Consider the following 24,891-nt stretch of genomic DNA (forward strand, 5'->3'; position numbering starts at 1 on the left):
CCCAGTGACTTCGGGGCGGGCACACGATGCCGGACTTGCAGGGACAGGCCCTGCGGTCTAGGTCATGGGTGACCAAAGGTGTGCCCATGACAAAATCGCTTTCTGACCTGACCAGCCTACTTCTCGATCTCGCCCGTAAAAGCGGTGCCGATAGTGCCGATGCATTGGCCGTCGATGGAACTTCGGTCCACATCGACGTTCGAGGTGGAGCGTTGGAGGCCGCCGAACGATCCGAAGGCGTCGATGTCGGCTTGCGCGTGTTAGTCGGCCAACGGCAGGCCTGCGTATCGACCTCAGACACACGACCCGATGCGCTTCGCGAATTGGCAGAGCGCGCGGTCGCGATGGCCCGCGTGGCCCCCGAAGATCGGTATGCTGGGTTGGCAGCTGTAGAACAACTTGCCAAGGATACCGATAGCAGCAGGTTAGAACTCTTCGACCCAACGCCTGAGCCTGATCCAGCCATGTTGCAAGACGATGCAGCCCGCGCCGAAGCGGCTGCATTGGCAGTCGACGGCGTAGAACAAGTGATTGGCGCATCTGCAGGCTACAGTCATCGCCGCGTCCACCTTGCTGCAACGAACGGGTTCGCAGCTGGGTATGAGCGGTCAGACCGTGGCATTTCCTGTGGTGCACTCGCTGGAACGGGCGGCGGGATGGAGCGTGACTATGATCACGACAGCCGCATTTTTCAGTCCGATATGCGCGACGCGGCGGACATCGGTCGCACCGCAGGGGAACGCGCAATCGAACGCCTCAACCCGCGCCGCCCCAAAACCGGCAGCTATCCAATCCTATTGGATGAGCGCATTTCTTCGTCGCTGATCACCCACCTCTTGCAGGCGGTAAACGGCAGCATGATCGCACGTGGTTCATCGTGGGCACGAGGCCTGAAAGGCACCCAAGTCCTCCCCGAAGGTCTGTCGTTAATAGAGGACCCACACCGCCCACGCGCGAGCGCGTCTCGTCTCTTCGACGCCGAAGGGTTACCTACAGCCCGTCGTGCGATTGTTGAAAATGGCGTCCTAACTGACTGGACCCTCGACCTCGCCACAGCGCGGCAATTGGGACTGACCAGCAACGCCCACGCGGCTCGCAGCACTTCTTCAACGCCCAGCCCCTCTGTGACGAACGTTGCCTTGACCCAAGGCGACAAATCCCGTGCTGAACTCATCCGCGATATGGGTACGGGATTGTTGGTAACCTCGTTCATCGGTTCAACTATCAACCCAAACACGGGCGACTATTCCCGCGGTGCCGCTGGTTTCTGGATCGAAAACGGCGAAATCACGTATCCCGTCAATGAGATCACCATCGCAGGCAATCTCATCGAGATGCTGAAACGGATCACTCCCGCCAATGATGCCCGCCAACACCTAAGCCGTGTTGTACCATCGCTCTTGGTCGAAGGGCTGACGCTTGCCGGTGACTGATCTCGACCTTCTAATAGTCGCGGCCCGCAAAGCTGGCGATATCGCAGCGGACTTTTTTAAGTCAGCGCCTAAGGTATGGGACAAACCCGCTGGGCAAGGCCCAGTGACCGAAGCCGACCTGGCTGTCGATACCATGCTGCGGGCGACGCTGACCGCAGCGCAGCCCGACTATGGTTGGCTGTCCGAAGAGACCGACGACACTTCGGATCGCCTATCAACAACCCGCCAGTTCATCGTCGATCCGATCGACGGAACCCGCGCGTTTATTGACGGTTCCAAAGACTGGGCCCATTCGCTCGCCATTGTCGAAAACGGACAAGTTATAGCGGGCGTCGTTTATCTACCTATGAAAGACCAAATGTTCGCTGCGTGGCACGGCAAAGGTGCAACGCTAAACGGTGAAACTCTGCATATTGGGGGAACCGCAACACCGCCAACGATCCTCACGAACACGCCGACGATGGATGTAACGAACTGGAAAAACGCACAGCCGCCTAAGGTCGACCGCCATTTCAGATCGTCACTTGCCTACCGTATGTGCCTCGTCGCGGAAGGTCGTTTCGACGGTATGATCACGTTGCGCCCAAGTTGGGAATGGGACATCGCTGCAGGCGCTCTGATCCTCGCTGAGGCGGGTGGCACCGTGACCGACAAAAAGGGCGCGCCGCTGCGCTTTAACAATCCTCATCCGCAGGTGAACGGCGTTATCGGTGCAGTACCAACCTTCCACCAAACCCTCGCAGATCAACTGCTCTAACCAAATTCTGCGTTGTCGCCTGCTACGGCCTTTAGCATATCAGTCAGGATCGCAGGATCGGCAGCGTTTACGCGGCTCCAGTTCGGGATGAACGGCGTTTCCATCGGGTTATCGAGGAACACGCTTCCTGCCTGCATGATATTCGCAGCGAACAGCTCAACCGCAGTCTCTTCGGCGTGCCGATCAAGATCAAGACCGTTCATTCTCGCGTCGTTGTAGTAGGTATCGATGAGGTCGAGGGCCATTCGGTAATAGGTCGCTTTGATCGAACGAAAGACCTCTTCGCTCAGCACCGTGCCATCGGCAGCAAGCTTGCGATACAGGGCTTTGCAAATGTCGACCGACATCCGGCTGAGCCCCTTGTTCGCATCATCAAGGGAAAGATCCTGATGTTTGTGATCATAGCGATCGCTGATCTCGACCTGACAAACGGCCTGCGGCGATAGGTTCCGCCAAGCCTCGGACAAGAGGCCAATTTCTAACCCCCAGTCTGACGGAATGCGCATATCCGGCAAAATCGCCGTACGCATCGCGAACTCCCCTGCGAGCGGGTATCGAAACGACGATAGGAAATCGAGGTAATCTCGCTGCCCCAAGACCTTCTTTAGCGACTGCAGAAGCGGCGTAACCAGCAAACGACTAACCCGCCCATTGAGCTTGCGATCCGCTACGCGAGGATAAAAACCTTTGGACATTTGATAGGGGAATGCAGGGTTGGCGACGGGATACACAAGCCGCGCCAACATATCCGCCGAATAGGTCACGACATCACAGTCATGCACGGCAACGACTGCAGCCTCCGCTTGGGCCAATGTGTACCCAATACAGAACCAAACATTCCGTCCTTTGCCCGGTTCGTTTGGCGACAAGTCCAGCTTTTTCAAACGTTCATCAATCGCCTGCAAACGCGGGCCATCATTCCAAAGAATGTCGTGGTTCACCTTGAGACGAGAAAAGAACTGCCGCGCATATCGGTATTCCGCTTCGGTTGCACGATCTAGACCGATGACGATTTTGTTGAGGTACGGCACCTTATTCAGTTCGTTGATGATGGCGGGCAAGGCCTCGCCTTCAAGTTCTGAAAACAACGATGGAAGGATGAGGTTGATTTTGCGGTTCATCCCAAAAGTAGACAACTCATTCGTCATCGCTTCGGTGGATGCAGTCCGCAAATTGTGCAGGGTCGCGATGCTTCCGCTTTGGTGAAAATCGGCCAAGGGTCAAACCTCCTGTTGTTTTCTGTTCGGCTCCGGATTCCAAATTTCAACGTATTTCAGAACCGCTTCGTTCCAGCCCGCAGGCCCAACCAGTTTCGTACGAATAATGCGCCCATCGGCCTCTCCGATGAGAGGTGGCAGCGGCGCAGCATTGGGATTCTTCACCACCACGCCCAATGACGCCGCTTGCAACATTTCAATATCATTCGGCGCATCGCCCAGCGCCATCGTTCGACAAGGCGCGAAGCGCGATGAAAGCTCTCTCATCCGATCCGCCTTGGTGGTGCCGCGCGAGAGGGTCAGGAACCGCCCGCCACGCCGTGCTTGCACTCCATGCTCAGCCAAAACCGCTATAAATTCCACTTCCGCTTGCGCGTTTCCGCGCCACACCCCAGGTTCAGAAAATTGACGGGCATAAGCCAATCGTGCCTCAGGCATGGACAATCCAGTTTCATGCGCAATGCCCTCTACACCCCAATCGGTGAACCCTTCAAAATCACGGCGCAAGGTATTCGGTATCTGTGAGAGAACTCGCATAATCCTGTCATGATCCACTCGATCATTTCCAGCGGTCGCTCCACCTTCAAGAATGCCAGCACCATTCTCTACGATTGCAGGCATATGGCCGAACCCAATTGCATCCCGAAGCTGTTGAATTTCGGCGGCAGTCTTTGAACTCGCTAAGATCAGCGGAATATTCCGCGCTCTCAATCGATCCAATGCAGGCGCAGCAGGCGCCCAAGAGTAAGTTTCATGATCCAGAAGAGTTCCATCCAGATCGGTGAACACGGCGATGCAGGGCAATGCGGTCCTCTTTTCTTCTCCTGTAGGGTTGGCCATGAACGACCAGAAGGCAAGTAAAAATTTCTGCACCGCAGCAAACCCTTGAACTGCAGAAGGTTAGGGCAAATCTGTATCGGAACCATGACGGTGGTTCTCTTGACCCTTTGCCGCCAATGCTTAGGGTGGCGCACATCCAACACAGCGGAGTTTCCCCATGGCCAATCGTCTGCATCTCGTCTTTGGTGGCGAACTTGTTGATCCCAGCACCACGACTTTCAAAGACGTCAACAATATCGATATCGTCGGTATGTTCCCCGACTATCAGTCTGCCCATGATGCATGGAAAGCAGCGGCTCAGCGCACCGTTGATGACGCACACACACGCTATTTCATCGCTCACATCCACAGGCTGCGGGACGAAGGCCTCGCGGCTTCCCCAACCGAAGAACTGGGTCTGTAATCCCTAAATGGCATCGTCATTGTTCCTGAACCTCTACCTCTTGGCCCGCCCCTGCGGGTCAGGCGAGGCCATAGGCGCAAACGAACCTGCCCCCCCGTCCCAACCCGTCATTTGGGTGCACTGTCGAAACACCGCAGATGCTGACCACATTAGACGGGTCATGTGGCAAATGCAGGACGACCTCGAACAGGTTGCATTTGTCGTGACGGGATCGTCGCTAGACACTGACATCTCGCCAGACCCGATGATCACGGTATCAAAAGGACCAGGCCGAAACCTTCGGGATATTTCGCGGTTCATTGAACACTGGAAACCCATCGGACTGATGTGGATTGGGGGACAAGTTGATCCCGCGATCATAGCAGCAGCCGACCGATGTTCGTTTCCGAAATACCTGATCGCTGCGGACGCAAACGACTTTATCCCTGAAGGGCGGAAGTGGCTCTTTGGGATGCGCCGCTATCTTCTTTCGGTTTTCAACGACGTCCTCGCCGCTGATAAATCCAGTGCCGAACGGTTTCGCCGTTGGGGTGTCGCTTCTGACCGCGTCGAAGTCATAGGACATTTCGATGATCAAGCGCCCGTTCTGTCATGCAACGACGCGGAACGTGCCGATTTCGCAAAAACCGTCGACACCCGTCCGATCTGGCTCGTCGCAAATGCGATCCCCGCCGAGATAAACTTGATCATTGAAGCGCACCGCAGCGCATGCCGCAGGTCACATCGGTTGCTTTTGATCCTCGTTCCTCAGGACACACGCCAAGCACCCGAACTCGCCGCGAAACTCATCGATGCTGGATTTGAAACCGTTCTGCGGTCGGAAGGCGACCCGACCGAGACAACCCGTGCACTGGTCGCCGATCTCGATGGTGAATTGGGGATGTGGTATCGGGTTTCGCCGATTACTTACATGGGCGGCACGTTGACCAGAGGCAGCCGCCATCCGTTTGAGGCCGCGGCACTTGGCTCTGTTGTCGTGCATGGACCTACAACGGCACCCTATGCTCGATTCTATATGCAGCTCGACAATGCGGGGGGTGCGGCACCGATTGCAAACGGCGCAGCACTGGCCAAAACAATCGAAGACCTGCTATCTCCTGACCTTACCGCTCAGATTGCACACGCCGCTTGGGATGTCACATCGCGCGGTGCAGAAGTTACAAACCGGATTGCCGCTCTGATCAGCACAATCCTAGACAAGGCCGAAGGATAGGATGCGCGCGCCCGACTATTGGTTCACCCCCGCAGACAAGCCCGCGCTTATCGCGCGGCTATTGTCTCCTATTGGGGCGCTCTATGGGTTTGTGACTGCGCGCCGCGTGGCTAAGTCGGGGTATCAAGCTTCTGTCCCCGTGATCTGTGTCGGCAACATCAACGTTGGCGGAACAGGCAAAACACCAACGACAATCGCACTGGTCCAAAGGCTTATTGCCCTCGGATTCACCCCTCATGTTGTGTCACGCGGGTATGGCGGCAAAACCATTGGCCCAACTCAGGTTCGGGAGAGAGACCACAGTGCCGAAGATGTAGGCGACGAACCCCTTCTGCTCGCAGCATTTACCCCCACTTGGGTCGCGCAGGATCGTGCGGCGGGCGTTAAAGCGGCAGAAGCGGCTGGGGCGGACGTCATTTTGCTCGACGATGGGTTTCAGAACCCGTCAGTGGTGAAAAACCTGAGTATCGTCGTCGTCGATGCGGCGCGTGGCTTTGGCAATCGGCGCGTCATGCCCGCTGGTCCACTTCGTGAAACGGTTGAGGCAGGACTGAAGCGCGCACAGATCGTACTGTCGATTGGAACCAACGGCCTGCCATTGGGGAACGTGCCTGTTCCGCGCGTTAATGGACGACTAGCACCGCTACAGACGGGAATGCCGTGGGCGGGAATGCCTGTTCTCGCTTTCGCAGGGATAGGCAATCCAGAGAAATTCTTTGCCACGCTGCGCGAGCTGGGTGCAAATGTCATTCACGGTGAACCTCTACAAGATCACCAACCACTGACACCCGCCCTCATGCTCCGCCTAGAGGCAGAGGCCCAAATGCGCGGCGCTCAGTTGGTCACGACTGAAAAAGACGCGGTTCGTCTGCCAGATTCGTTCCGGTCAAAAGTGCTGACCGTTCCAGTGAGACTAGAGCTCGAAGACTGGGGGCCAATCGACAGCGCACTCTCCGCGATCGGCATCACCCAAAAATAAAGGGCAGCCATAGGCCGCCCTTCCAACCTGAAACATCGTTTCAGTTTTATTCTGTGTAGCCAGCCTCGGTCAGCTTTTCATCGAGAATTGCTGCGAACTCTTCATAGCTCATGTTCGAATATTTCTGACCTTGGATCAGGAATGACGGCGTTCCTTCGATGTTGTCACGAACGCGGTTCTCTTCGTACCAAGCGACCAAAGCCTGCGCGGTATCGGCGTCCTGCATACAAGCATCCAGTGTCGCGTCATCAAGTCCCGCAACCTTGCCAATATTACGAAGATTCGCAGCGATCTGCGCAGGTTCACCCTGTGCCCAATCACGCTGGCGTTCGAACATCATCGACACTATCCCGTGGAAGCGCATTTCGCCACCACAGCGCGCAATCATCGAACCCCACAGGCCGTAGCGGTCGAAAAAGACCTCACGGAAGACAAAGCGCGCTTTGCCCGTGTCGATATAGTTCGCTTTGATCTGCTGGAACTGATTGGCATGGAAATTCGCACAATGCGGGCAGGTGAAGGACGCATATTCTACGATCTCTACTGGCGCATCAGGATTGCCCAGCACCATATCTGGGATACCAGCGGCAGCCTCTGCCTCTTGGGCAAATAAGGGGAGGGTCATACCGCCAGCCATCATGGCTGCACCGGCGGTGGTGAGGAAAAGACGTCGTTTCATTACTGCCTCTGTCAGGTTTTCCGTTTGCTTAACACATTGGTCGCCAAAAGCTCTAAGGCTTGGCGCAATCCATCGTCTCCGACACCCTGCCCGATATCGCGGGCCTGTTCGACCACTTCAGGGGCGGGCGCGGGTTTCTCTGCTTTGGGCGCATGGCTAAATGCCACCTGCCCGTCGCTAAATCCGGTCGGTGCCGTCTGCGTGACCTTCACTCGCGCAATTGCACGGTAGCCATAGCATCCGTTCACTTTTTGCAGGATTTGTTCTTTCTGCATCTCAAGGATCGGAGCCATCGATCCAGTGGTCAAAAGCGTGAGCGTCGCACCCATGCCGTTCCGCCCATACGACACGTTCACAGGTCGCGCAATTGAGGCCGTCTGCTGCCCCACGATCTCTTCCCAGTGGGTCAAAAGACGCGACACGGCAAAGCCACGGGACTCGCTTGCCTCGCGGATGCGGGTCTGCATCAGGCTTACGGCGCGGGAAAAACCGCGTGTGGTTCCATTGGAGCGTGGCTGTTTCATCTTAGTGACCTATGTTACCGACCGAGACGGCAGTTGCCAGCGAAACCACTGTTACAGGAGCTAAAGATTGCGTGACGGCCTAAGTGACATGCTTTTGGAATGGTATGACCGACATGCCCGCGTCATGCCATGGCGCACATCGCCCGCAGATCGCAAGGCGGGCGTTATGCCCGATCCCTATCGTGTGTGGCTGTCAGAGGTGATGTTGCAGCAAACGACCGTCGCCGCCGTCAAAGACTATTTCCGCCGTTTCACCGAACGCTGGCCTACGGTAGTTGACTTGGCAAACGCTACCGACGCCGATGTCATGGCTGAATGGGCAGGCCTTGGCTACTATGCCCGCGCGCGGAATTTGCTGAAATGCGCCCGCGCGGTGGTGGCGGATCATGGCGGGAGATTTCCTGACACGCGTGAGAGTCTGTTGTCCCTCCCTGGAATCGGGCCCTACACCGCAGGTGCCATTTCTTCGATCGCGTTCAACAGATCTGAGGTTGTCGTGGACGGCAACGTCGAACGTGTGATGTCGCGGCTCTACAACTTCCATACACCGCTACCTGCTGCCAAGCCCGAACTTACGGAGCTCGCTCTTGGCCTGACGCCAAAGGATCGCGCCGGCGACTACGCTCAGGCCGTCATGGACCTCGGCGCGACCATTTGCACACCCAAAAGCCCAGCCTGCGGGATCTGTCCGTGGCGCGATAGGTGTCAGGCCCGCATCGAAGGAACCGCAGCTGAACTACCGAAAAAGGCCCCAAAACAGCCGAAACCGGTCCGATTTGGCATTGCCTACGTCGCTCGCAAGCCCGACGGTTCGTTCCTTTTGGAGACACGGCCAGATAAAGGGCTTCTGGGTGGGATGCTCGGCTGGCCCGGATCGGACTGGAACGATGCGCCTATGGCAGCGCCACCAATAGAAGCTGCGTGGCAAACGCTCAATGTTGAAGCTCTACATACGTTCACTCATTTCCATCTGCGCCTGAGTATCGAAATCGCGCATGTTCCCGCAGAGGCCGAACCAGAAAATGGGGTGTTTATGACTTTAGACCCCAGTGCGCTGCCCACAGTCATGCGCAAGGTCTATGACCTCGCGGTGGGTGCTTTCGGCACTGATTGAAACCCTAAACCCATAGGCGTAACATTCAGCCAAAGGTAGAGGATCGATCATATGACGCCCGCAAAATCGGTTGGATCATTCACAAAAGCCCTGCCGTTTTGGCTCTCATTAGCTCTCGTCCCGCTACCTGTTCTTGGTGCTGTATACGGCGGTTGGACTTTGGCACTGACGCCGCTACTCGCGTGGCATATCTTTACCGTCGTTGACGCCGTCGCTGGTCTAAACGAAGAAAACCCAGACCTCGAAACCCCAACGAAAGACCTATTTTGGTATCGGCTGATCACCATGATCTGGCCTCCCGTGCAGTTCATGATGATTTTCGGACTTCTGGCTTATGTCACATCGACAACCCATCTGAGCGTCGGCGAAAGAATCGCAGTGATGCTCGATGTTGGTATTCTCTCGGGCACGATTGGAATCGTGTATTCGCATGAGTTACTGCACCAGAAAAATACGTTCGAACGGTGGCTCGGGGACATTCTTTTGTCGATGGTCCTCTATTCGCATTTCCGAACCGAACACCTACTGGTCCACCATATCTACGTCGGCACGCCGAAGGATGCCGTGACGGCTCGCTACAACGAAGGGTTCCACCGTTATTTCGCGAGGGTCCTAGTGACATGCCCACCGTCTGCTTTTGACGCTGAACGCAAGATGCTTGCCCGTCGAAACCTCGCCTGGTGGCATCAGAGCAATCCGTTTTGGCGGTATGCGGCCCTGCAGCTGATGATGCTTTCCATTGCGTTTGCGATTGGCGGGATCGCTGGCCTTGGCCTCTTTATAGTTCAGGCCTTCATGGCCATCCTTGCCCTCGAACTAACCAACTATGTTGAACACTACGGACTGACCCGTAGGCATTTGGGTGACGGGAAATACGAACATGTCAAACCGCATCATTCGTGGAATGCGTCTCATACCGGCACGAACTGGCTGCTGATCAACCTTCAGCGCCATTCGGATCACCACTACAAACCCGATAGACGGTTCCCGCTCTTACAAACCTACGATGAGACCGAAGCGCCGCAGTTGCCATTCGGTTATCCGCTTATGGCAATCGCTGCGCTAGTGCCCCCAGTTTGGCGGCGCTGGATGAATCCCAAGGTCCGAGCATGGCGTCGGCAATACTACCCCGACATAACCGATTGGTCGGCCTATAAAACCGCCAGCAATCCAATGCCTCGATAGCAAAAAGCCCCGCCGAACAAACGGCGGGGAGGTATGAGCCTACGACAGCCGAGCAGGGCTGGTGGCTCTGGCGGTAACTCTTGATCAGCTTAGGCTGACATTTCCGAGCGGATCTGCTGGCGCAGAAGATCAATCGGAACAGTCTGACCGTCCCGTTTGAAGTGCCAGTAGGTCCAGCCATTACACGACGGTGCGCCTTCGAGATGAGCGCCGACCTGATGGATCGACCCCTTCATATCCCGACCGACAATTGAACCATCCGCACGCACCTTGGCCGTGTGACGACCATTAATGCTGAACAGCTCTTCGCCGGGACGAAGCAGACCACGTTCGACCAAAACGCCAAAAGCCACACGCGGCTCTGCCCGTTTGGACTGAGAAACCTCAAGCGCTTCTTTGTCGAACTTGCGAACAGCTTCGATGCGTTTCTTCGCGACAAGACGGTACGCTTCTTCGCGCTCAATGCCGATAAATTCGCGACCCAGCATCTTGGCAACTGCACCAGTCGTGCCTGTGCCAAAGAAGGGGTCCAGAATCACATCCCCCGGGTTTGTCGTGCCGAGCAGAACACGATGGAGGAGCGATTCCGGTTTCTGTGTCGGATGCGCCTTATCGCCTGCATCATCTTTCAAACGCTCATGACCTGTGCAGATCGGTAGAACCCAGTCAGATCGCATCTGCACACCTTCGTTCAAAGCCTTTAGGGCCTCGTAGTTGAAGGTGTATTTGCTGGCTTCTTCTTTCGATGCCCAAATCAGGGTCTCATGCGCGTTGGTCAGACGTTTGCCGCGGAAGTTGGGCATGGGGTTCGACTTGCGCCACACCACGTCATTCAAAATCCAGAACCCTTGGTTCTGAAGTTCGGCACCCATCCGAAACACGTTGTGGTAACTGCCGATTACCCAGATTGCACCGTTCGGCTTAAGCAAACGGCGCGCCGCTGCCAACCAATCACGGGTGAACTGGTCATAGGCCGCAAAGGACGAAAACTGGTCCCAGTGATCATCAACGGCATCGACTTTGGAGTTATCGGGGCGATGAAGATCGCCACGAAGTTGGAGATTGTAGGGCGGGTCCGCAAAAATGAGGTCCACGCTATTTGCGGGAAGCGAATTCATTATTTCAATGCAATCGCCCGCAAGAATACTATTCAGAGGGAGCGCTGCCGCGCCCTTCTCTTCTGCTCTGATCATTTTACTGCCTCGTATAACCGGCGGATTTTTCCGCTCTATGGTTGGCCTTAAGATGAGTCAGAGGGGGGACGGTGTCAAAAAGTTTTTTGAATCAAGCCTTTAAGTTTTATTCTTGATACAAGATGTTGTGCACGGGTTTAAACGATCGCCTATGATGTGGTGTAACCCCTTTTTTTACGAGTGCTTCGAGGTGTTCTTTCGTCCCGTAGCCAGCATTTCGCTCCCATCCGTAGCCTGGAAACTGTTGCGCTAAGTCCACCATAATTTGATCTCGACACATTTTTGCCGCAATTGAGGCGGCCGCGATTGAGACGGAACGGGCATCTCCCTTTACGATGGCCTCCGCGGGAATCTGGATATCTTTGGGAATCTTATTGCCGTCGATCAACGCATAGTCAGCAGGAATAGACAGTCCATCGAGAGCTCGGCACATCGCCAAGTGCGTTGCATGATAGATGTTGAGACTATCCACCTCTTCCACTGATGCATGGGCGATCGATACGTCCGCCACATCCAAGAGCGCCTCTAACAAGATTGCGCGCTTTTTCGGGGTCAGCTGTTTAGAATCATTCAGGCCGTCGGGCACCTGCGCGGGATCGAGCACGACAGCACAGGCCGTCACGGGGCCACATAAAGGACCGCGACCCACCTCGTCCACACCTGCGATACGAAGGTAACCAAGATCCATCGCGGCGCGTTCAAATGAAAAATCAGGAGCAATCTTTGTCATAGCTCCACCTAAAACGGGGCGAGGGTAATTGTCCAACCCTCGCCCGCCCGCGGCACCTTTGGTGCCTGCTGCTCGACCTTGTTATCGACGTTCCTCGCGGAACCCGTATTGACGAAGGCACGACGCATTGTAGCCATTTCGCGTGTGACCATTTCGGCGATAGGTCGTCTGGCAATCGCTGGGGAGTGCGTCGAAGTTCGCGTAAGTCCGACGCAGACAACGGCTGTTATACAACTCTCGTGTTTCACCACGGCGGTTCAGTTCGATGCTGCATGCTTCGGGCAAAGGCGAGACACGGCGGGCGTTATGGCCCCAATTGTCACGACGATGATCATCATGACCGCGCGCACCTTCCCTGCGGTTTGGGTAGGTTTGCGGCGGTGTGACCTGAACTTGCGCTCGTCCATTATTGTCAGAAAGAGCCGCACCGACGATGGCGATCATAGCCAATCCTGCCAGCGCCTTTGCTACATCATCATTGCCAGCCTGCGCTGTGGTGGGCACCGAAAGCGCCAGCGAAAGTGCGGTCAGTCCCGCGGTAACTGTCTTGAACATGGTGTGTCCTTTCTTCGTCTGACGCGATGGTGCGTCGTGATGAAAGGACGATGGGATCGTCGCCGTGTGTCGCTCAATATCAGTGCTGAGCCATTGAATAACACGCCCTCACAATCATTAGGTTATTGAATAGCACTGCACCTTCTGGTGTTCTGATTGCATCATGAAACACGCGATATCCTTCATTCTTTTCCTGATGGCGTCGACTGCGCATGCAGATTGCTACGCAGACTATAAGGCCAAACAGGATTCCCCATTGCGTCTGCAATACGGGGTCGCTCGCATCGACGGGCCATGCACTGCCGCGCAAGCTGAGGCAGAACTCTCACCCCGCCTTGAAACTGCGGGCTGGGTATTATTGAACGTCATGGATGTATTTGACGAAACCGGACTCGAACAAAGACGGGACAGTGCAGGTGAATTCTATCTCCGCTTCTGAAACACGCGCGACAGGCAACAAATTCGTTCTCGGCGGGATCGCCGCTGTGGTGCTGATCCTACTGGTCACCGCAGTGGTGATGTTCGCAAACCTGCCAGACGCAAATGCGTTCAACGCACGGGTCGAACAGATCTTTGTTGAGAATGACGGATTCACTTCACAGGCTGAACTGAAACTGCTGGAAATCCTCGCCCAATCGGGCACCGCGTTTTCGGACACAATCGCGTCTTATCAGACTCTGATCTATGTCCTACTGGTTTTCGCGACTGCGCTTCTAATCGCGGCCATCACGTTCCTTGTTATGCTTGCGCAACTCAATCGACGGATGGGCCACATCGAACGAAAAGGAATCGAAGTAAATTCATTGTTGATCAGCCGCGACCAAAACACCGTCTATCTGAACAACTTTGAATTCAAACTTACCGAAGCTGCGATCGAAACGCTTTCTGTTCTTGCCGAAGCACGCATGGACGACGATGTGTTGTCAGGTGCAGAGATAGAGGCCGTGATTTCCGGCCGAAACGCTGCCGACTGTGACGAAGCGGCGGGTGCGACCCGCATCAAACGCTTGCGCGACACGTTGGGCAATCAGATGGTCAGCGAGTTGTTGGTCAAAAACATCGCGCGGCGCGGCTATATGCTCGCCATCGATAAAAACGTCATACGGATGGTGTGATCGTTAGCTCAAGAAGTAGGGATCGGCGCGGCGCCAGTAATGCATCAGATCACGCCCTTTAACCGGCGATATGCCCATTGCCTCTGCAGCCAGAACGTCACCCGCGACTAAGGCCGCCATTTTGTAGGCAATCTGAGGGCCGCGTGCTGCGCGGCCATCTTTAAATACGTCTTCGATTTGAGCAGCAGCCGAGGTGAGAGCAAAACAAATCATCAGCGCTTTTTGCTCGGGCCACCGTTGCGCGATATGCCGAACGACACCCCTGATCCGCTCTGGATCACCAGCTGCCAATTCGCCGATAGCGAACTCGATCATATGATCTAACTCTGAACCGTTCATACCCACCTAGCCCCCAAGGCTTTACCATTTCTTAACGATTCTTAGCTCAATCAACTAGTTACAATTCAGAAACTTACTGTATCCGCAGGAAATTCGGATCAACCCGACGCCAGAAATGCAAGAGGTCCTCGGCAACCGAAGGAACCTGCCCCATCGACTGAACGGCATGCACATCCGCCGAAATCAAAGCAGATAGACGATAGCCCAGTGGGATCACAGGATCGGACGCAGCTGCCTCGCCAAAACTGTCTTCGATCGCTTCAGTTGCAGAGGTGACCGCGTATACAAGCGCCAATGCCGGCTGATCTGGCCAACGCTCAGCCATTTTGCGCACCATCGCACGCTTGCGATCCTCGTTCCCCGACAGGAGTTCCTCCATCGCAAATTCAATCATTTCATCTAATGGCGCGGCTCTCGTCATTGCCCCATGTCCTCGTCAAAATTTGCCCCACGCAACGACTTTATTCAATCTTTCCGCGAATGTCCTGCATTTGTTAAGATTTTGATTAATTCCTAAAATACAGAGACTTTGCTGCTTCATAGTGGCGCAAAATCACGAACACATCCGTACATATTTGTATCGCTAAAGTTGTGCGGAATATTGGGATTTGGTGACCCCGACAGGACTTGAACCTGTAACCTGCCCCTTAGGAGAAGGAAGTCTTAAAAATTTATCATTTTAAATCAATAAATTAGTATATAAGTGTTTATTTTGTAAACCATTTGTGAATTCCGATACCTAATTAATTTATTGATTTTATTATACTTTATTAAAGGTCAAACAGTCAGAGAAAGCACCAAAAATTTAGTAACTTTCATACAACACTATCGTGGCTGAACCGTGATTTTCAACCAATTCAAGAATGACCACGAGGATGCTCGAACCGAGACGACTAGAGTCGTATTCTGGTTTTGCGCTCTTAGCCCAACCCAAGACTGTCCTTTTCATTCCAGACAGCTATCCCAATGAGAGAGATCAGGTACCTTGACCGACGACAACTTAGATCTGTCAATGAGTATCATTATTGGACCTCAAATCCCAATGGTCGTGACAACTCAAGAGTTTGGGACATCGCAATGAAAAAGACAGCATTACCAATATTGATATCTATTGCCGCACTATCGGCAGCGACAGCACATGCACAAGACCACCGCTGCTCCGACAGCTCAGACTACGCTGCTCATGCAAGCAATCCCGAAAGAGATGGTGCATGCTATGCGACACCACAATCTCTCACTCTGAAAGTTCATGAGTTCGGATTGTGCAAAAGTGCGTCTTCGCCGTCTGACCAAGCGGATTGCACAACATTATTTTTGAGTGCTGCAGGTAGAGACATGCAGATGGCTTCAGGTCAAAGCCTGTCCTTGATGGATCAGGTCTCGCTCGAAGAAGGGACGTATACGCACGCCTATCTCGTTTTGAATACTTTTGTGAAAATGGAGACTGTCCTCGACTTTGGAACAGATCCGAGCAATTTTCGTACTGATCTTCAAGGAAGAACTGGGCGATACTGTTTTACCAATGGGCAAGACTATAACACGAACCCTGATGACATAGTTGAATGCTCGAACTCTTTAACCAACTTGGCTGAAGCATCCGAAACTGTGGGTCTTGGTGACGATAACGGGTACAATAATACGATGCTCGGCTACCAAGTTAGCATTGGCGGTGTAACGGTCGATATGGACCTCTACATGTTAGACAGCTCGGGCGATCTGTCGACAAACGACAACGACGACTTTGCTATTTACGCAAGCCAAGCCCTCACGAGTAGCGTCTCTATCGGTCAAAATACATCCAATCTTGATATCGCCGTTGCAGTATCAGACTCCTCGGAAGTTACTTTTTCGCCAGCAGGTTTAGGCAGTTTCACGGTCAGTGGCGGCGTACCAGTTACCTGCAGCAACTCTGATGGTTGTGTTTACGACATGGCTTGGACCGGTCTCCAGTTCGTCATCACCGCACAATAACGAGGTTACATATGAAAAATTTTCTCATTTCGACCGCACTGTGCTCCGTCTTTGTCGTCAGCAGCGTCTCATTTCCGTATGCGAATGAAATCGAGACAGTGAAGAGCCGCATCAGTTCGACTTTGGTTCAAATTGCTCAATCTCCAGACCCTGCAGCGGTTATGGAAGACCTCGCAAAAGACTATGTCTTGGGGGAGGTAAACAACCAAATCAACCTGCTCGAAGAACAAGCCCTTCAAAACAGCAACTGGAAATACCTTGGGGTTACTCTTGGCTTCGAAAACGATGAACCATCTCTGGAAGTAATGTCGGTCTACGGGCTACACGAAACCTCGAACTGGTTCTTCTTTAACCAATCCTCACTCAATACCTATGATCAACGGACAACGCTGAACGTTGGATTTGGTGCTCGTCACATTAATGATGCCGAAAGCCTGATTTTAGGAGCTAACGCATTCTACGATTACGAGTTTGGATCGGAGCATCGTCGGGTCGGAGTTGGGGTCGAAGCGTTTACAGAAGACCTTGAGTTCCGAGCGAATGGATACCGAGCCCTGACAGGCGAAATCCTGTATGACTCTGTATATGAGACTGCGTTGGACGGTTATGATGTAAAGCTTACTTACAACATGCCTGAGTATCTCAACTCATCCCTCTATTTCCTCACCGAATACTGGGAAAACGACAGCGGATACAGCACTGACAAGAACTCACTTGGCTTAACGGCAGAACTTGCCCCCAACCTCACTGCAAATCTAGCCGTTGCGAAAACAGGTGATGAAGACGCTCAGGGTGAGGTTAGCATCGCTTACTCGATCCCATTTGGCGGTGGACACCAAAGAACTAATTCGAGATCCGCCTCCTCTTCACCAAGATCACTTCGAAATATGCTCTACATTCCAGTCGAACGTGAAAACAGAATTCACAAATCTTCAGTCCGCCTCGGCGTGACAATGAGTGGAGTGTAAGGTCTAATGACTGGGCATCACCTGCCTTCGTTAGAACGAAGGCAGGTGATCAGTTTTTATGATCATTACATTTTTCGGATAGTGAAAGCTCTGACCATGTTAAAATTCGACAAGACAAACAGAACTCTCTCAAAACTCTCCGAAACCAACTTCAAAAAAGAGAACTTGCTTGAAAGAACGGACCTGCAAGCGGCAATCGTTTCTTCGTGGGATGCCTTTAGGAACGAGATTGGCTTTTCATCTGCCGTCTTAATCGGACAAGAGATCAACCCTGACGACTCGACTTCTGACAGGCTTGATATCCTAGCATTGGATGCTGAGGATTCTTCGTTAATCATCTTTGAGCTGAAGAGAGACAAGAATAAACTCCATTTACTTCAAGGACTTACCTATGCAGCGATGGCTTCAAGTAAGACCAAAGATGAACTTCGTTCAATTGCATCCGCTCAAAAGTGTTATGAATACGAAGAACTTCTTGAGATCCTCGATACGACTGAACTCCAAAGCGATATCAAGATTGTTCTGATCGCTGAGGCATTCCATCCGGAAGTAATCATAACAGCGGATTGGCTTACAAATTACGGAATCACGATATATGCTTTCGCCATCGATGTTCATAACGTTGAAGGTGAAACCCACCTTCGGTTTGAACAACGGTATCCACTGAAAGAGCTGACAGACGTTTACGAAAGTCGGAAGAAGCGAGCTGATAAACCAGAACTCAAGCAGCTTTCTTGGAACGATGTCATATCAACTTGCGAATATTCATTTGCTGAACGAGCCATATCTATGTGTCGCCTACTGCAAGAGGGTGACCCATCACGTAAGCGCTTTGTCCGAATAGTGAAGGAATTTGAAGGCTTTCAGGAGCTGAGCTTTATGTTCCGGCGCAAGCACGTCAATGTCTACCTCAAGGGCGGAAGCGAAGAAACATTCCGACATTTGGTGTCGAAACTACCTCAATCTGTTGAAACAAAGACGGGAACTTGGCGGGATGGATACAGTCTTCAAATGACAGAAGAAGTCGAATTTTCGACCTTAGTGAATTTGGATGACCGCTTCAGATATTGAAGAGACCAAAGCGTTCTACCTTTCTCTCACGAACTGGACCCATTGAAGATTTTTGTAATCAATTCAGTCAAAAATTTGATTGGCGCTCGAACGATACGGAGTAACGATGAGCCTGAAGATCGTCGACGACGACATTTATGATCAAGATGGTAACTGGCTGAAGAAAATTGAGTGTCCAAAGTCTGCTCAGCTCAAGGATATGCAGTCTTTGTCCAGCACCATGTCAAAGTGCAGTCTATGTGATCATGTAGTGCATAACACAGACCTTCAAGCACTGCTGTGGTATCCTGAGAAACGCCGGTATGACACAGCCAAGCAAAAGAATGGAGAAAGCCGTGGCTGCGAAGACGACGAAGCGCCAGACTACGCCAACGCTGCAAGAAAGGCTGTCAGAAATCGATTGGGATCTTCTGGAGGAACTGGACCAGCAGGACGAGGGTCAATACCTTCCAATGCAGGACAACCAGACACCATCAGAGGGTCGATTGATCCTAAACTACGCCAATCCTCTGGACTTGGCGGAGGACAAGGAATCTTCTCCTCAGCCACTCCCCAAGGGTCTCCTCAGCAAGTAACCCAAGAGGAAGTAAAGCAAGCAGCATCTGATGTTGCTGAGGTCTTCACTATTGGTAAGGCTGGAACGAAGTATGAGAAAGGTATCAAGGACATCCCAACAGCACTACGTCTAGCTAAAGCACTAGATTACGCTGTGCAGACATTTGGTGTCGAAACTACCTCCATCTGTTGAAACAAAGACCAGAACTTGGCGGGATGGATACAGTCTTCAAATGACAGAAGAAGTCGAATTTTCGACCTTAGTGAATTTGGATGACCGCTTCAGATATTGAAGAGACCAAAGCGTTCTACCTTTCTCTCACGAACTGGACCCATTGAAGATTTTTGTAATCAATTCAGTCAAAAATTTGATTGGCGCTCGAACGATACGGAGTAACGATGAGCCTGAAGATCGTCGACGACGACATTTATGATCAAGATGGTAACTGGCTGAAGAAAATTGAGTGTCCAAAGTCTGCTCAGCTCAAGGATATGCAGTCTTTGTCCAGCACCATGTCAAAGTGCAGTCTATGTGATCATGTAGTGCATAACACAGACCTTCAAGCACTGCTGTGGTATCCTGAGAAACGCCGGTATGACACAGCCAAGCAAAAGAATGGAGAAAGCCGTGGCTGCGAAGACGACGAAGCGCCAGACTACGCCAACGCTGCAAGAAAGGCTGTCAGAAATCGATTGGGATCTTCTGGAGGAACTGGACCAGCAGGACGAGGGTCAATACCTTCCAATGCAGGACAACCAGACACCATCAGAGGGTCGATTGATCCTAAACTACGCCAATCCTCTGGACTTGGCGGAGGACAAGGAATCTTCTCCTCAGCCACTCCCCAAGGGTCTCCTCAGCAAGTAACCCAAGAGGAAGTAAAGCAAGCAGCATCTGATGTTGCTGAGGTCTTCACTATTGGTAAGGCTGGAACGAAGTATGAGAAAGGTATCAAGGACATCCCAACAGCACTACGTCTAGCTAAAGCACTAGATTACGCTGTGCAGACATTCGGTGTCGAAACTACCTCCATCTGTTGAAACAAAGACCAGAACTTGGCGGGATGGATACAGTCTTCAAATGACAGAAGAAGTCGAATTTTCGACCTTGGTGAATTTGGATGACCGCTTCAGATATTGAAGAGACCAGAGCGTTCTACCTTTGCAACAAGAACTGGACCCATTGAAGATTTTTGCAATCAATTCAGTCAAAAATTTGATTGGCGCTCGAACGATACGGAGTAACGATGAGCCTGAAGATCGTCGACGACGACATTTATGACCAAGATGGTAACTGGCTGAAGAAAATTGAGTGTCCAAAGTCTGCTCAGCTCAAGGATATGCAGTCTTTGTCCAGCACCATGTCAAAGTGCAGTCTATGTGATCATGTAGTGCATAACACAGACTTTATGTCTGAAAGTGACATCATGACCCTCTTGAGGCGAGATCCAAAGGCATGCCTTAAAATTAGTGTTTCTAATCCCATATTTGAGGTTCAATCATGATAGATGGTCTATATCCAGGGGGCGAAGAACGCCTTACTAACTTTAATGAGCTGCCAGTTGTTAAGACTTGCTACGCCACTGATGAATTAAACGAAGCAGTGCAGATTGGGCATCAAGTCTGCGTCTTGCAAATCAAAGAGAGCCGTGACCTGAAATTAAAGGGGTTGTTACTGCGCAACCGCCTGTCTGGTGAGTACCGTCTCGTTTCTGATCGAACCATGTTTGTGCAGTACGGAAATGTAATCGAATATTCTGATGAAGAATGGGAAACGATCCATGAGGTCAAAGGATATGCTCGCAACAGACCAGCATCGCAAGGTTGGGGGGCATATATTCTTCCATTAGGAATAAGGTCTGGTGACAAAGTTTATATCGAAGATCTCATTGAAGATATCGTTGCGGATAGCTTCTGGTACTCCGTGCATCCGGCTGTTGATGCTGTAGGCGTTTGGAACGGGACTTCAATCGACATTGATCGCAGCATTTATAAGCGGTTTATGCGGATCGGATGAGGTCGTTTCAATAATCGCTCAACTCTGACCGTATGACCATCAGTCACTATCTCCCTTAGCATGAGCAGTCATTAGGCTTACAAATGAAATATTTATTGTCCTTATCACTCGTCATGGTTTGGGGTGTGTCAGCAGCGCTCGCTGCAACTCTCTCTATAGAGGACCAGCGTGCGATTGACGCTATAACCGCTGAGTTCCAAGAGAGGTGTGATGCTGCACAGGGTAATTTTCGTGACATCGATGCTGATATGGACATCCCGCTCAGCGGTGAGCTGACCTTGGGCGAAAGTAAGGTTTATCAAATCCCAATTACTACTGAAGGAAAACTCGCAACAGTTTTGGTGCCTGAGTTTCGATGCACAAATATAGGCTATGCGTGGTGTGGCACGGGTGGCTGTGGTTTCTTCATTATAGTCGATGGCGTTCCTTATCGAAATTGGGGCAGCCACCAACCACAGTCGATAACCATTCCGACACATACCAGCGAACAAGTTGTGATTATATATCCACAACACGGTAGCTCTTGTGAAACAGCCTCAGACCAAAAAACGTCCGGTTTTGACCCTTGTTTTTCTCTTTTGATTTGGAACGAACGCTTGTCGACGTTTGTGTCACCTGATGGCTCGATTGAGCTATGGTTTCCAAATATGCCTTGATGAAAAATGACCTTAATTTCTAATTTCTTGGCATCAACAGTACTGTCTCAAATTCAAACCTAAAATCGTCGAATAATGAAGAATTCTGTCAACTGCCGGGAAATCCTACTTCTGGCTGGATGACCATCGACTTCAGCAACTGCTATTTACACTGAATCGCTACTTATCCTGTGTGGTGAGAATGTCATCTCGAAGCATGAAAAACTTTCCCCTTATGCTTGCGTTTATCGGCACTTATGACAATCTAGTAGCATAGATTTCTAAGTATTGGCAGCGAGTTAGATGAGCGCAGACTTCAAACAAACACTATGGAAAGCCGCCGACAAACTTCGGGCGCAGATGGATGCTGCTGAGTACAAGCACATCGTCTTGGGGCTTATCTTCCTAAAGTATATTTCTGACACCTTCGTTAAGCAGCAAAACAAGATCCGAGAGATGGTGTCGGATCCTAACTCGGAATACTTCATCGCAGAGGATCCGGCTGAGTATGCAGACGAGTTGGAAGAACGGGATTATTACACCCAAGACAACGTTTTCTGGGTGCCTCAAGAAGCACGTTGGGAAGCGCTGAGAGCCAAGGCTAAGCAGCCTGACATTGGCTCAATGATCGATAACGCCATGACGGCGATTGAGAACGAGAACAATTCGCTCAGAGGTAAGTTAGATAAGCGGTTTGGTCGTGCTCAATTGGGTCAAGGCGTGCTGGGCGAGTTGATCGACCTGATCTCGACCATTGGCTTCGCCGATAAGTACAACTCCTCCGATCTCCTTGGCGAAGTCTATGAATATTTCCTCGGTCAATTTGCTTCAGCAGAGGGTAAGAAAGGTGGTCAGTTCTATACTCCATCTCACGTAGTGAAGACACTTGTCGCTGTGCTGTCCCCTCACTCTGGGCGGGTCTATGACCCCTGCTGTGGCTCTGGAGGTATGTTTGTTCAGAGCGAAGAGTTCGTAAGAGCACACGGTGGTCGTGTTGATGACATCTCGATTTATGGTCAAGAAAGCAACCCAACCACTTGGCGCTTGGCAGCAATGAACCTAGCAATTCGTGGGTTCTCGGCTGATCTTGGCAAAGAGCCTGCGGATACGTTCGCAAGGGACCAATTTCCTGACCTCAAGTTCGACTACATCATGGCAAACCCGCCGTTTAACATCTCGGACTGGGGTGGTGAGAAGTACGAGGGCGACACACGCTGGAAGTTTGGGCGCCCGCCAGTTGGAAATGCCAACTACGCTTGGCTTCAGCATATGCTGTGGAAACTTCGTCCGGGCGGTCAGGCAGGTGTCGTGCTTGCTAACGGGTCGATGAGTTCAAACACAGGTGGCGAAGGTCAGATCCGAGAAGCGATGGTTCGAGGTGACGTTGTCGAAGTGATGATCGCATTACCCGGTCAGTTGTTCCTCAATACACAGATCCCAGTGTGTCTTTGGTTCCTCACTAACGACAAGACAATTAACGGACGAGACCGTAGAGGTGAGACTTTGTTCATTGATGCTCGTCAGTTGGGAACGATGGAAACTCGTGTTCTTAAGGTTTTCACCGATGAGGACATTACCAAGATTCAAGAGACGGTTCAGTCGTGGAAGACGGGTGAAGGTTACGAGGACATTGCCGGATTCTGTAAGTCAGCGTCTCTGGAAGAGGTTGAGAAGAATGGTTTTGTACTGACGCCCGGTAGATTTGTGGGAGCAGAAGAAACATCGATGGACACAGACGTGTTTACGCAAACGATTAAAAAATTAACAGAGTCACTGCATGCTCTGCATGATAAGTCTTCGAAGTTAGACCAAGAGATTGTTTCAAACCTATCTATCTTTGAGGATGTGTAGTGCGCTTAGTTCCTGTTGATACTTACCTTAACTTTGGAAACGGAAAAAAACGCCCTGCCGATGAGGGAAACGGAACGTTCAAGGTATTTGGTTCCAACGGAGTTATTGGTCACTGCGATGAATTCAATAATCCCGCCGGAACTATAATAATAGGTCGTGTCGGGTCTTATTGTGGTTCGGTGCATTACAGTCCACGGCAGTGCTGGGTTACTGATAATGCAATCAAAGGCACAGCAAAGACTGGTGCTGATGCTCGCTATTGTTACTACTTATTGTTAACGAGGGATTTGCATTCGTTGAGAGGCGGTTCCGGACAACCCCTTATCAATCAAACAAGTCTTAAATCCCTTGAAGTACCCGAACGAAGTTTATCTGACCAAAGAGCTATCGCCCACATCCTCGGCACCTTAGACGACAAAATCGAACTCAACCAAAAAATGAACCAAACTCTTGAAGAGATTGCCAAGGCAATCTTCAAGTCATGGTTTGTAGACTTTGATCCTGTGCGAGCAAAGACAGAGGGTCGCCCCACAGGTCTTCCCCCTGAAATCAGTGACCTGTTTCCTGGTGAGTTGGTGGACTCAGAGATTGGGGAGATTCCGAAGGGGTGGGGCGTATTCAAAGTAAAGGATGAAGCAATCCGGTTAAAGGTAGGAAAGCTGTACAGCAATAAAACCGTTGAAGAAGAAGGTTCTATCCCTGTTCTAGGGTCAGGACCCATTGATTTCCCTGGGATGGCGTGATTCACGGTCCGAAAAACGAGCGGTGAACATGTCTGATCTGTTTTGGCTGACCGACGCCCAGATGGCGCGTCTTGAGCCCTTCTTTCCGAAGTCCCACGGCAAGCCACGCGTCGATGACCGACGTGTGCTGAGTGGGATTATCTTCATCAATCGCAATGGCTTGCGGTGGCGGGATGCCCCCACCGCCTACGGTCCGCACAAAACGCTCTACAACCGTTGGAAACGATGGAGCGACAAGGGTATCTTCGCGCGAATGATGGCCGGTCTGTCTGCCGAGCACGGCGAGACGAAGACCGTGATGATCGACGCGACGTACCTCAAGGCCCACCGAACAGCGACCAGCTTGGGCGTGAAAAAGGGGGGCGTGGACGCCTGATTGGTCGGACGAAGGGCGGCATGAACACCAAATTGCACGCTATCTGCGACAGCCAGGGCCGACCGCTGAACCTCTTCGTGACGGCTGGGCAAGTCAGCGACTACATTGGCGCACGGGCATTGTTGAGCAGCTTGCCGGATGTTGATTGGCTGCTTGGTGACCGTGGCTATGACGCCGACTGGTTCCGGGAAGCGTTGAAAGACAAAGGGATACGCGCCTGCATCCCTGGCCGCAAACAGCGCAAGACCACCGTGAAGTATGACAAGCGCCGCTACAAACGGCGCAACCGGATCGAGATCATGTTTGGCAGGCTCAAGGACTGGCGCCGGGTGGCAACCCGCTACGACAGATGCCCGAAGGTCTTCCTCTCAGCAATCGCCCTCGCAGCGATCGTCATTTACTGGCTATGAGTCCTGACCCTAGAGACA

Annotated in this window: 27 protein-coding genes; 18 read left to right on the forward strand and 9 right to left on the reverse strand. The window is 52.1% G+C overall.

Annotation, left to right across the window (positions count from 1 at the left end; genetic code table 11):
- The first annotated feature begins 86 nt into the window (after window positions 1-86).
- Together BSK21_RS13305 and BSK21_RS13310 are read left to right on the forward strand one after the other, a co-directional pair.
- The gene (locus BSK21_RS13305) at window positions 87-1,433 is read left to right on the forward strand and encodes a TldD/PmbA family protein (protein ID WP_067547446.1); all 1,347 of its coding nucleotides are present in this window, start codon (window positions 87-89) and stop codon (window positions 1,431-1,433) included.
- Window positions 1,426-2,190 (forward strand): 3'(2'),5'-bisphosphate nucleotidase CysQ, encoded by a 765-nt coding sequence (locus BSK21_RS13310; RefSeq protein ID WP_318254749.1) that lies wholly within the window; start codon window positions 1,426-1,428, stop codon window positions 2,188-2,190. Before BSK21_RS13305 ends, BSK21_RS13310 begins: the two co-directional genes overlap by 8 nt.
- Here BSK21_RS13310 and BSK21_RS13315 read toward each other — a convergent pair.
- A complete protein-coding gene (locus BSK21_RS13315; RefSeq protein ID WP_067547452.1) occupies window positions 2,187-3,407 on the reverse strand; it encodes a glycosyl transferase in 1,221 nt (406 codons plus the stop codon). The two genes, BSK21_RS13310 and BSK21_RS13315, sit on opposite strands and share 4 nt — an antisense overlap.
- Window positions 3,408-3,410: 3 nt before the next feature.
- Entirely contained in the window at window positions 3,411-4,280 is an 870-nt protein-coding gene (locus BSK21_RS13320; RefSeq protein WP_231924736.1) for a mannosyl-3-phosphoglycerate phosphatase, read from the reverse strand.
- A 124-nt stretch (window positions 4,281-4,404) separates the two neighbouring features.
- Here BSK21_RS13320 and BSK21_RS13325 point away from each other — a divergent pair, with 124 nt between their 5' ends.
- From BSK21_RS13325 to lpxK, 3 genes are read left to right on the forward strand one after another with little or no spacing between them, the layout of a single operon-like run.
- Entirely contained in the window at window positions 4,405-4,650 is a 246-nt protein-coding gene (locus tag BSK21_RS13325) for a DUF4170 domain-containing protein (protein ID WP_067547455.1), read from the forward strand.
- Window positions 4,651-4,657: 7 nt separating this feature from the next.
- Entirely contained in the window at window positions 4,658-5,863 is a 1,206-nt protein-coding gene (locus BSK21_RS13330) for a 3-deoxy-D-manno-octulosonic acid transferase (RefSeq protein WP_082959380.1), read from the forward strand.
- Window position 5,864: 1 nt separating this feature from the next.
- A complete protein-coding gene (gene lpxK / locus BSK21_RS13335; RefSeq protein WP_067547461.1) occupies window positions 5,865-6,842 on the forward strand; it encodes a tetraacyldisaccharide 4'-kinase in 978 nt (325 codons plus the stop codon).
- 46 nt (window positions 6,843-6,888) lie between these two features.
- Here the strand turns inward: lpxK and BSK21_RS13340 are convergent, their stop codons facing one another.
- Window positions 6,889-7,521, reverse strand: a complete 633-nt coding sequence (locus BSK21_RS13340) for a DsbA family protein (protein WP_067547464.1) — start codon at window positions 7,519-7,521, stop codon at window positions 6,889-6,891.
- Between the two features lie 11 nt (window positions 7,522-7,532).
- Window positions 7,533-8,045: a DUF721 domain-containing protein gene (locus BSK21_RS13345; RefSeq protein WP_067547467.1), complete on the reverse strand. Its 513-nt coding sequence runs from the start codon at window positions 8,043-8,045 to the stop codon at window positions 7,533-7,535.
- Between the two features lie 88 nt (window positions 8,046-8,133).
- Here BSK21_RS13345 and mutY point away from each other — a divergent pair, with 88 nt between their 5' ends.
- Entirely contained in the window at window positions 8,134-9,159 is a 1,026-nt protein-coding gene (gene mutY / locus BSK21_RS13350; protein WP_067547471.1) for an A/G-specific adenine glycosylase, read from the forward strand.
- Between the two features lie 51 nt (window positions 9,160-9,210).
- Window positions 9,211-10,344, forward strand: a complete 1,134-nt coding sequence (locus BSK21_RS13355; protein WP_067547474.1) for an alkane 1-monooxygenase — start codon at window positions 9,211-9,213, stop codon at window positions 10,342-10,344.
- Between the two features lie 89 nt (window positions 10,345-10,433).
- Here the strand turns inward: BSK21_RS13355 and BSK21_RS13360 are convergent, their stop codons facing one another.
- The 3 genes from BSK21_RS13360 to BSK21_RS13370 all read right to left on the reverse strand — a co-directional run bounded on the left by BSK21_RS13360 (window position 10,434) and on the right by BSK21_RS13370 (window position 12,822).
- Complete coding sequence (locus BSK21_RS13360; RefSeq protein ID WP_067547477.1) at window positions 10,434-11,537, reverse strand: site-specific DNA-methyltransferase; 1,104 nt, start codon at window positions 11,535-11,537, stop codon at window positions 10,434-10,436.
- Between the two features lie 106 nt (window positions 11,538-11,643).
- Window positions 11,644-12,267: a ribonuclease HII gene (locus tag BSK21_RS13365; RefSeq protein WP_067547480.1), complete on the reverse strand. Its 624-nt coding sequence runs from the start codon at window positions 12,265-12,267 to the stop codon at window positions 11,644-11,646.
- A gap of 81 nt (window positions 12,268-12,348) precedes the next feature.
- Entirely contained in the window at window positions 12,349-12,822 is a 474-nt protein-coding gene (locus BSK21_RS13370) for a hypothetical protein (protein ID WP_067547483.1), read from the reverse strand.
- A gap of 410 nt (window positions 12,823-13,232) precedes the next feature.
- Between BSK21_RS13370 and BSK21_RS13380 the strand changes: the two genes are divergently transcribed.
- Window positions 13,233-13,937 (forward strand): response regulator transcription factor, encoded by a 705-nt coding sequence (locus BSK21_RS13380; RefSeq protein WP_197498112.1) that lies wholly within the window; start codon window positions 13,233-13,235, stop codon window positions 13,935-13,937.
- Window positions 13,938-13,940: 3 nt separating this feature from the next.
- Here the strand turns inward: BSK21_RS13380 and BSK21_RS13385 are convergent, their stop codons facing one another.
- Window positions 13,941-14,252, reverse strand: a complete 312-nt coding sequence (locus BSK21_RS13385; protein ID WP_156529528.1) for a hypothetical protein — start codon at window positions 14,250-14,252, stop codon at window positions 13,941-13,943.
- Between the two features lie 97 nt (window positions 14,253-14,349).
- A complete protein-coding gene (locus BSK21_RS13390) occupies window positions 14,350-14,697 on the reverse strand; it encodes a hypothetical protein (protein WP_067547500.1) in 348 nt (115 codons plus the stop codon).
- Between the two features lie 656 nt (window positions 14,698-15,353).
- On the opposite strand from BSK21_RS13390, the gene BSK21_RS13395 reads away from it, so the two are divergent.
- The 10 genes from BSK21_RS13395 to BSK21_RS13450 all read left to right on the forward strand — a co-directional run bounded on the left by BSK21_RS13395 (window position 15,354) and on the right by BSK21_RS13450 (window position 24,873).
- Complete coding sequence (locus tag BSK21_RS13395) at window positions 15,354-16,247, forward strand: hypothetical protein (RefSeq protein WP_156529529.1); 894 nt, start codon at window positions 15,354-15,356, stop codon at window positions 16,245-16,247.
- A gap of 11 nt (window positions 16,248-16,258) precedes the next feature.
- Window positions 16,259-17,215, forward strand: a complete 957-nt coding sequence (locus BSK21_RS13400) for an inverse autotransporter beta domain-containing protein (protein WP_067547505.1) — start codon at window positions 16,259-16,261, stop codon at window positions 17,213-17,215.
- 6 nt (window positions 17,216-17,221) lie between these two features.
- Window positions 17,222-18,286 carry a hypothetical protein gene (locus tag BSK21_RS13405; RefSeq protein ID WP_067547508.1) on the forward strand — a complete coding sequence of 355 codons (1,065 nt, stop codon included), beginning with the start codon at window positions 17,222-17,224 and terminating at the stop codon, window positions 18,284-18,286.
- A 106-nt stretch (window positions 18,287-18,392) separates the two neighbouring features.
- Window positions 18,393-19,034, forward strand: a complete 642-nt coding sequence (locus tag BSK21_RS15965; protein WP_156529531.1) for a hypothetical protein — start codon at window positions 18,393-18,395, stop codon at window positions 19,032-19,034.
- A 206-nt stretch (window positions 19,035-19,240) separates the two neighbouring features.
- Window positions 19,241-19,882 (forward strand): hypothetical protein, encoded by a 642-nt coding sequence (locus BSK21_RS15970; RefSeq protein ID WP_156529531.1) that lies wholly within the window; start codon window positions 19,241-19,243, stop codon window positions 19,880-19,882.
- A gap of 460 nt (window positions 19,883-20,342) precedes the next feature.
- A complete protein-coding gene (locus BSK21_RS13425; protein ID WP_067547520.1) occupies window positions 20,343-20,858 on the forward strand; it encodes a hypothetical protein in 516 nt (171 codons plus the stop codon).
- Window positions 20,859-20,941: 83 nt separating this feature from the next.
- A complete protein-coding gene (locus BSK21_RS13430; RefSeq protein ID WP_067547523.1) occupies window positions 20,942-21,514 on the forward strand; it encodes a hypothetical protein in 573 nt (190 codons plus the stop codon).
- Window positions 21,515-21,796: 282 nt separating this feature from the next.
- On the forward strand, window positions 21,797-23,344 hold the full coding sequence (locus tag BSK21_RS13435) for a class I SAM-dependent DNA methyltransferase (protein WP_067547526.1): 1,548 nt from the start codon (window positions 21,797-21,799) through the stop codon (window positions 23,342-23,344).
- Entirely contained in the window at window positions 23,344-24,087 is a 744-nt protein-coding gene (locus tag BSK21_RS13440) for a restriction endonuclease subunit S (RefSeq protein WP_067547529.1), read from the forward strand. The genes BSK21_RS13435 and BSK21_RS13440 overlap by 1 nt, the downstream gene beginning before the upstream one ends.
- A gap of 28 nt (window positions 24,088-24,115) precedes the next feature.
- Window positions 24,116-24,873, forward strand: a protein-coding gene (locus BSK21_RS13450) for an IS5 family transposase (RefSeq protein WP_156529556.1) whose coding sequence is annotated in 2 segments (ribosomal slippage) — window positions 24,116-24,437 and window positions 24,437-24,873 — 759 coding nt in all. Because the reading frame shifts where the segments join, the coding sequence is not laid out codon by codon here.
- Window positions 24,874-24,891: the final 18 nt, after the last annotated feature.

Source organism: Marivivens sp. JLT3646, from assembly GCF_001908835.1.
In the GTDB taxonomy this organism is placed as follows: domain Bacteria; phylum Pseudomonadota; class Alphaproteobacteria; order Rhodobacterales; family Rhodobacteraceae; genus Marivivens; species Marivivens geojensis.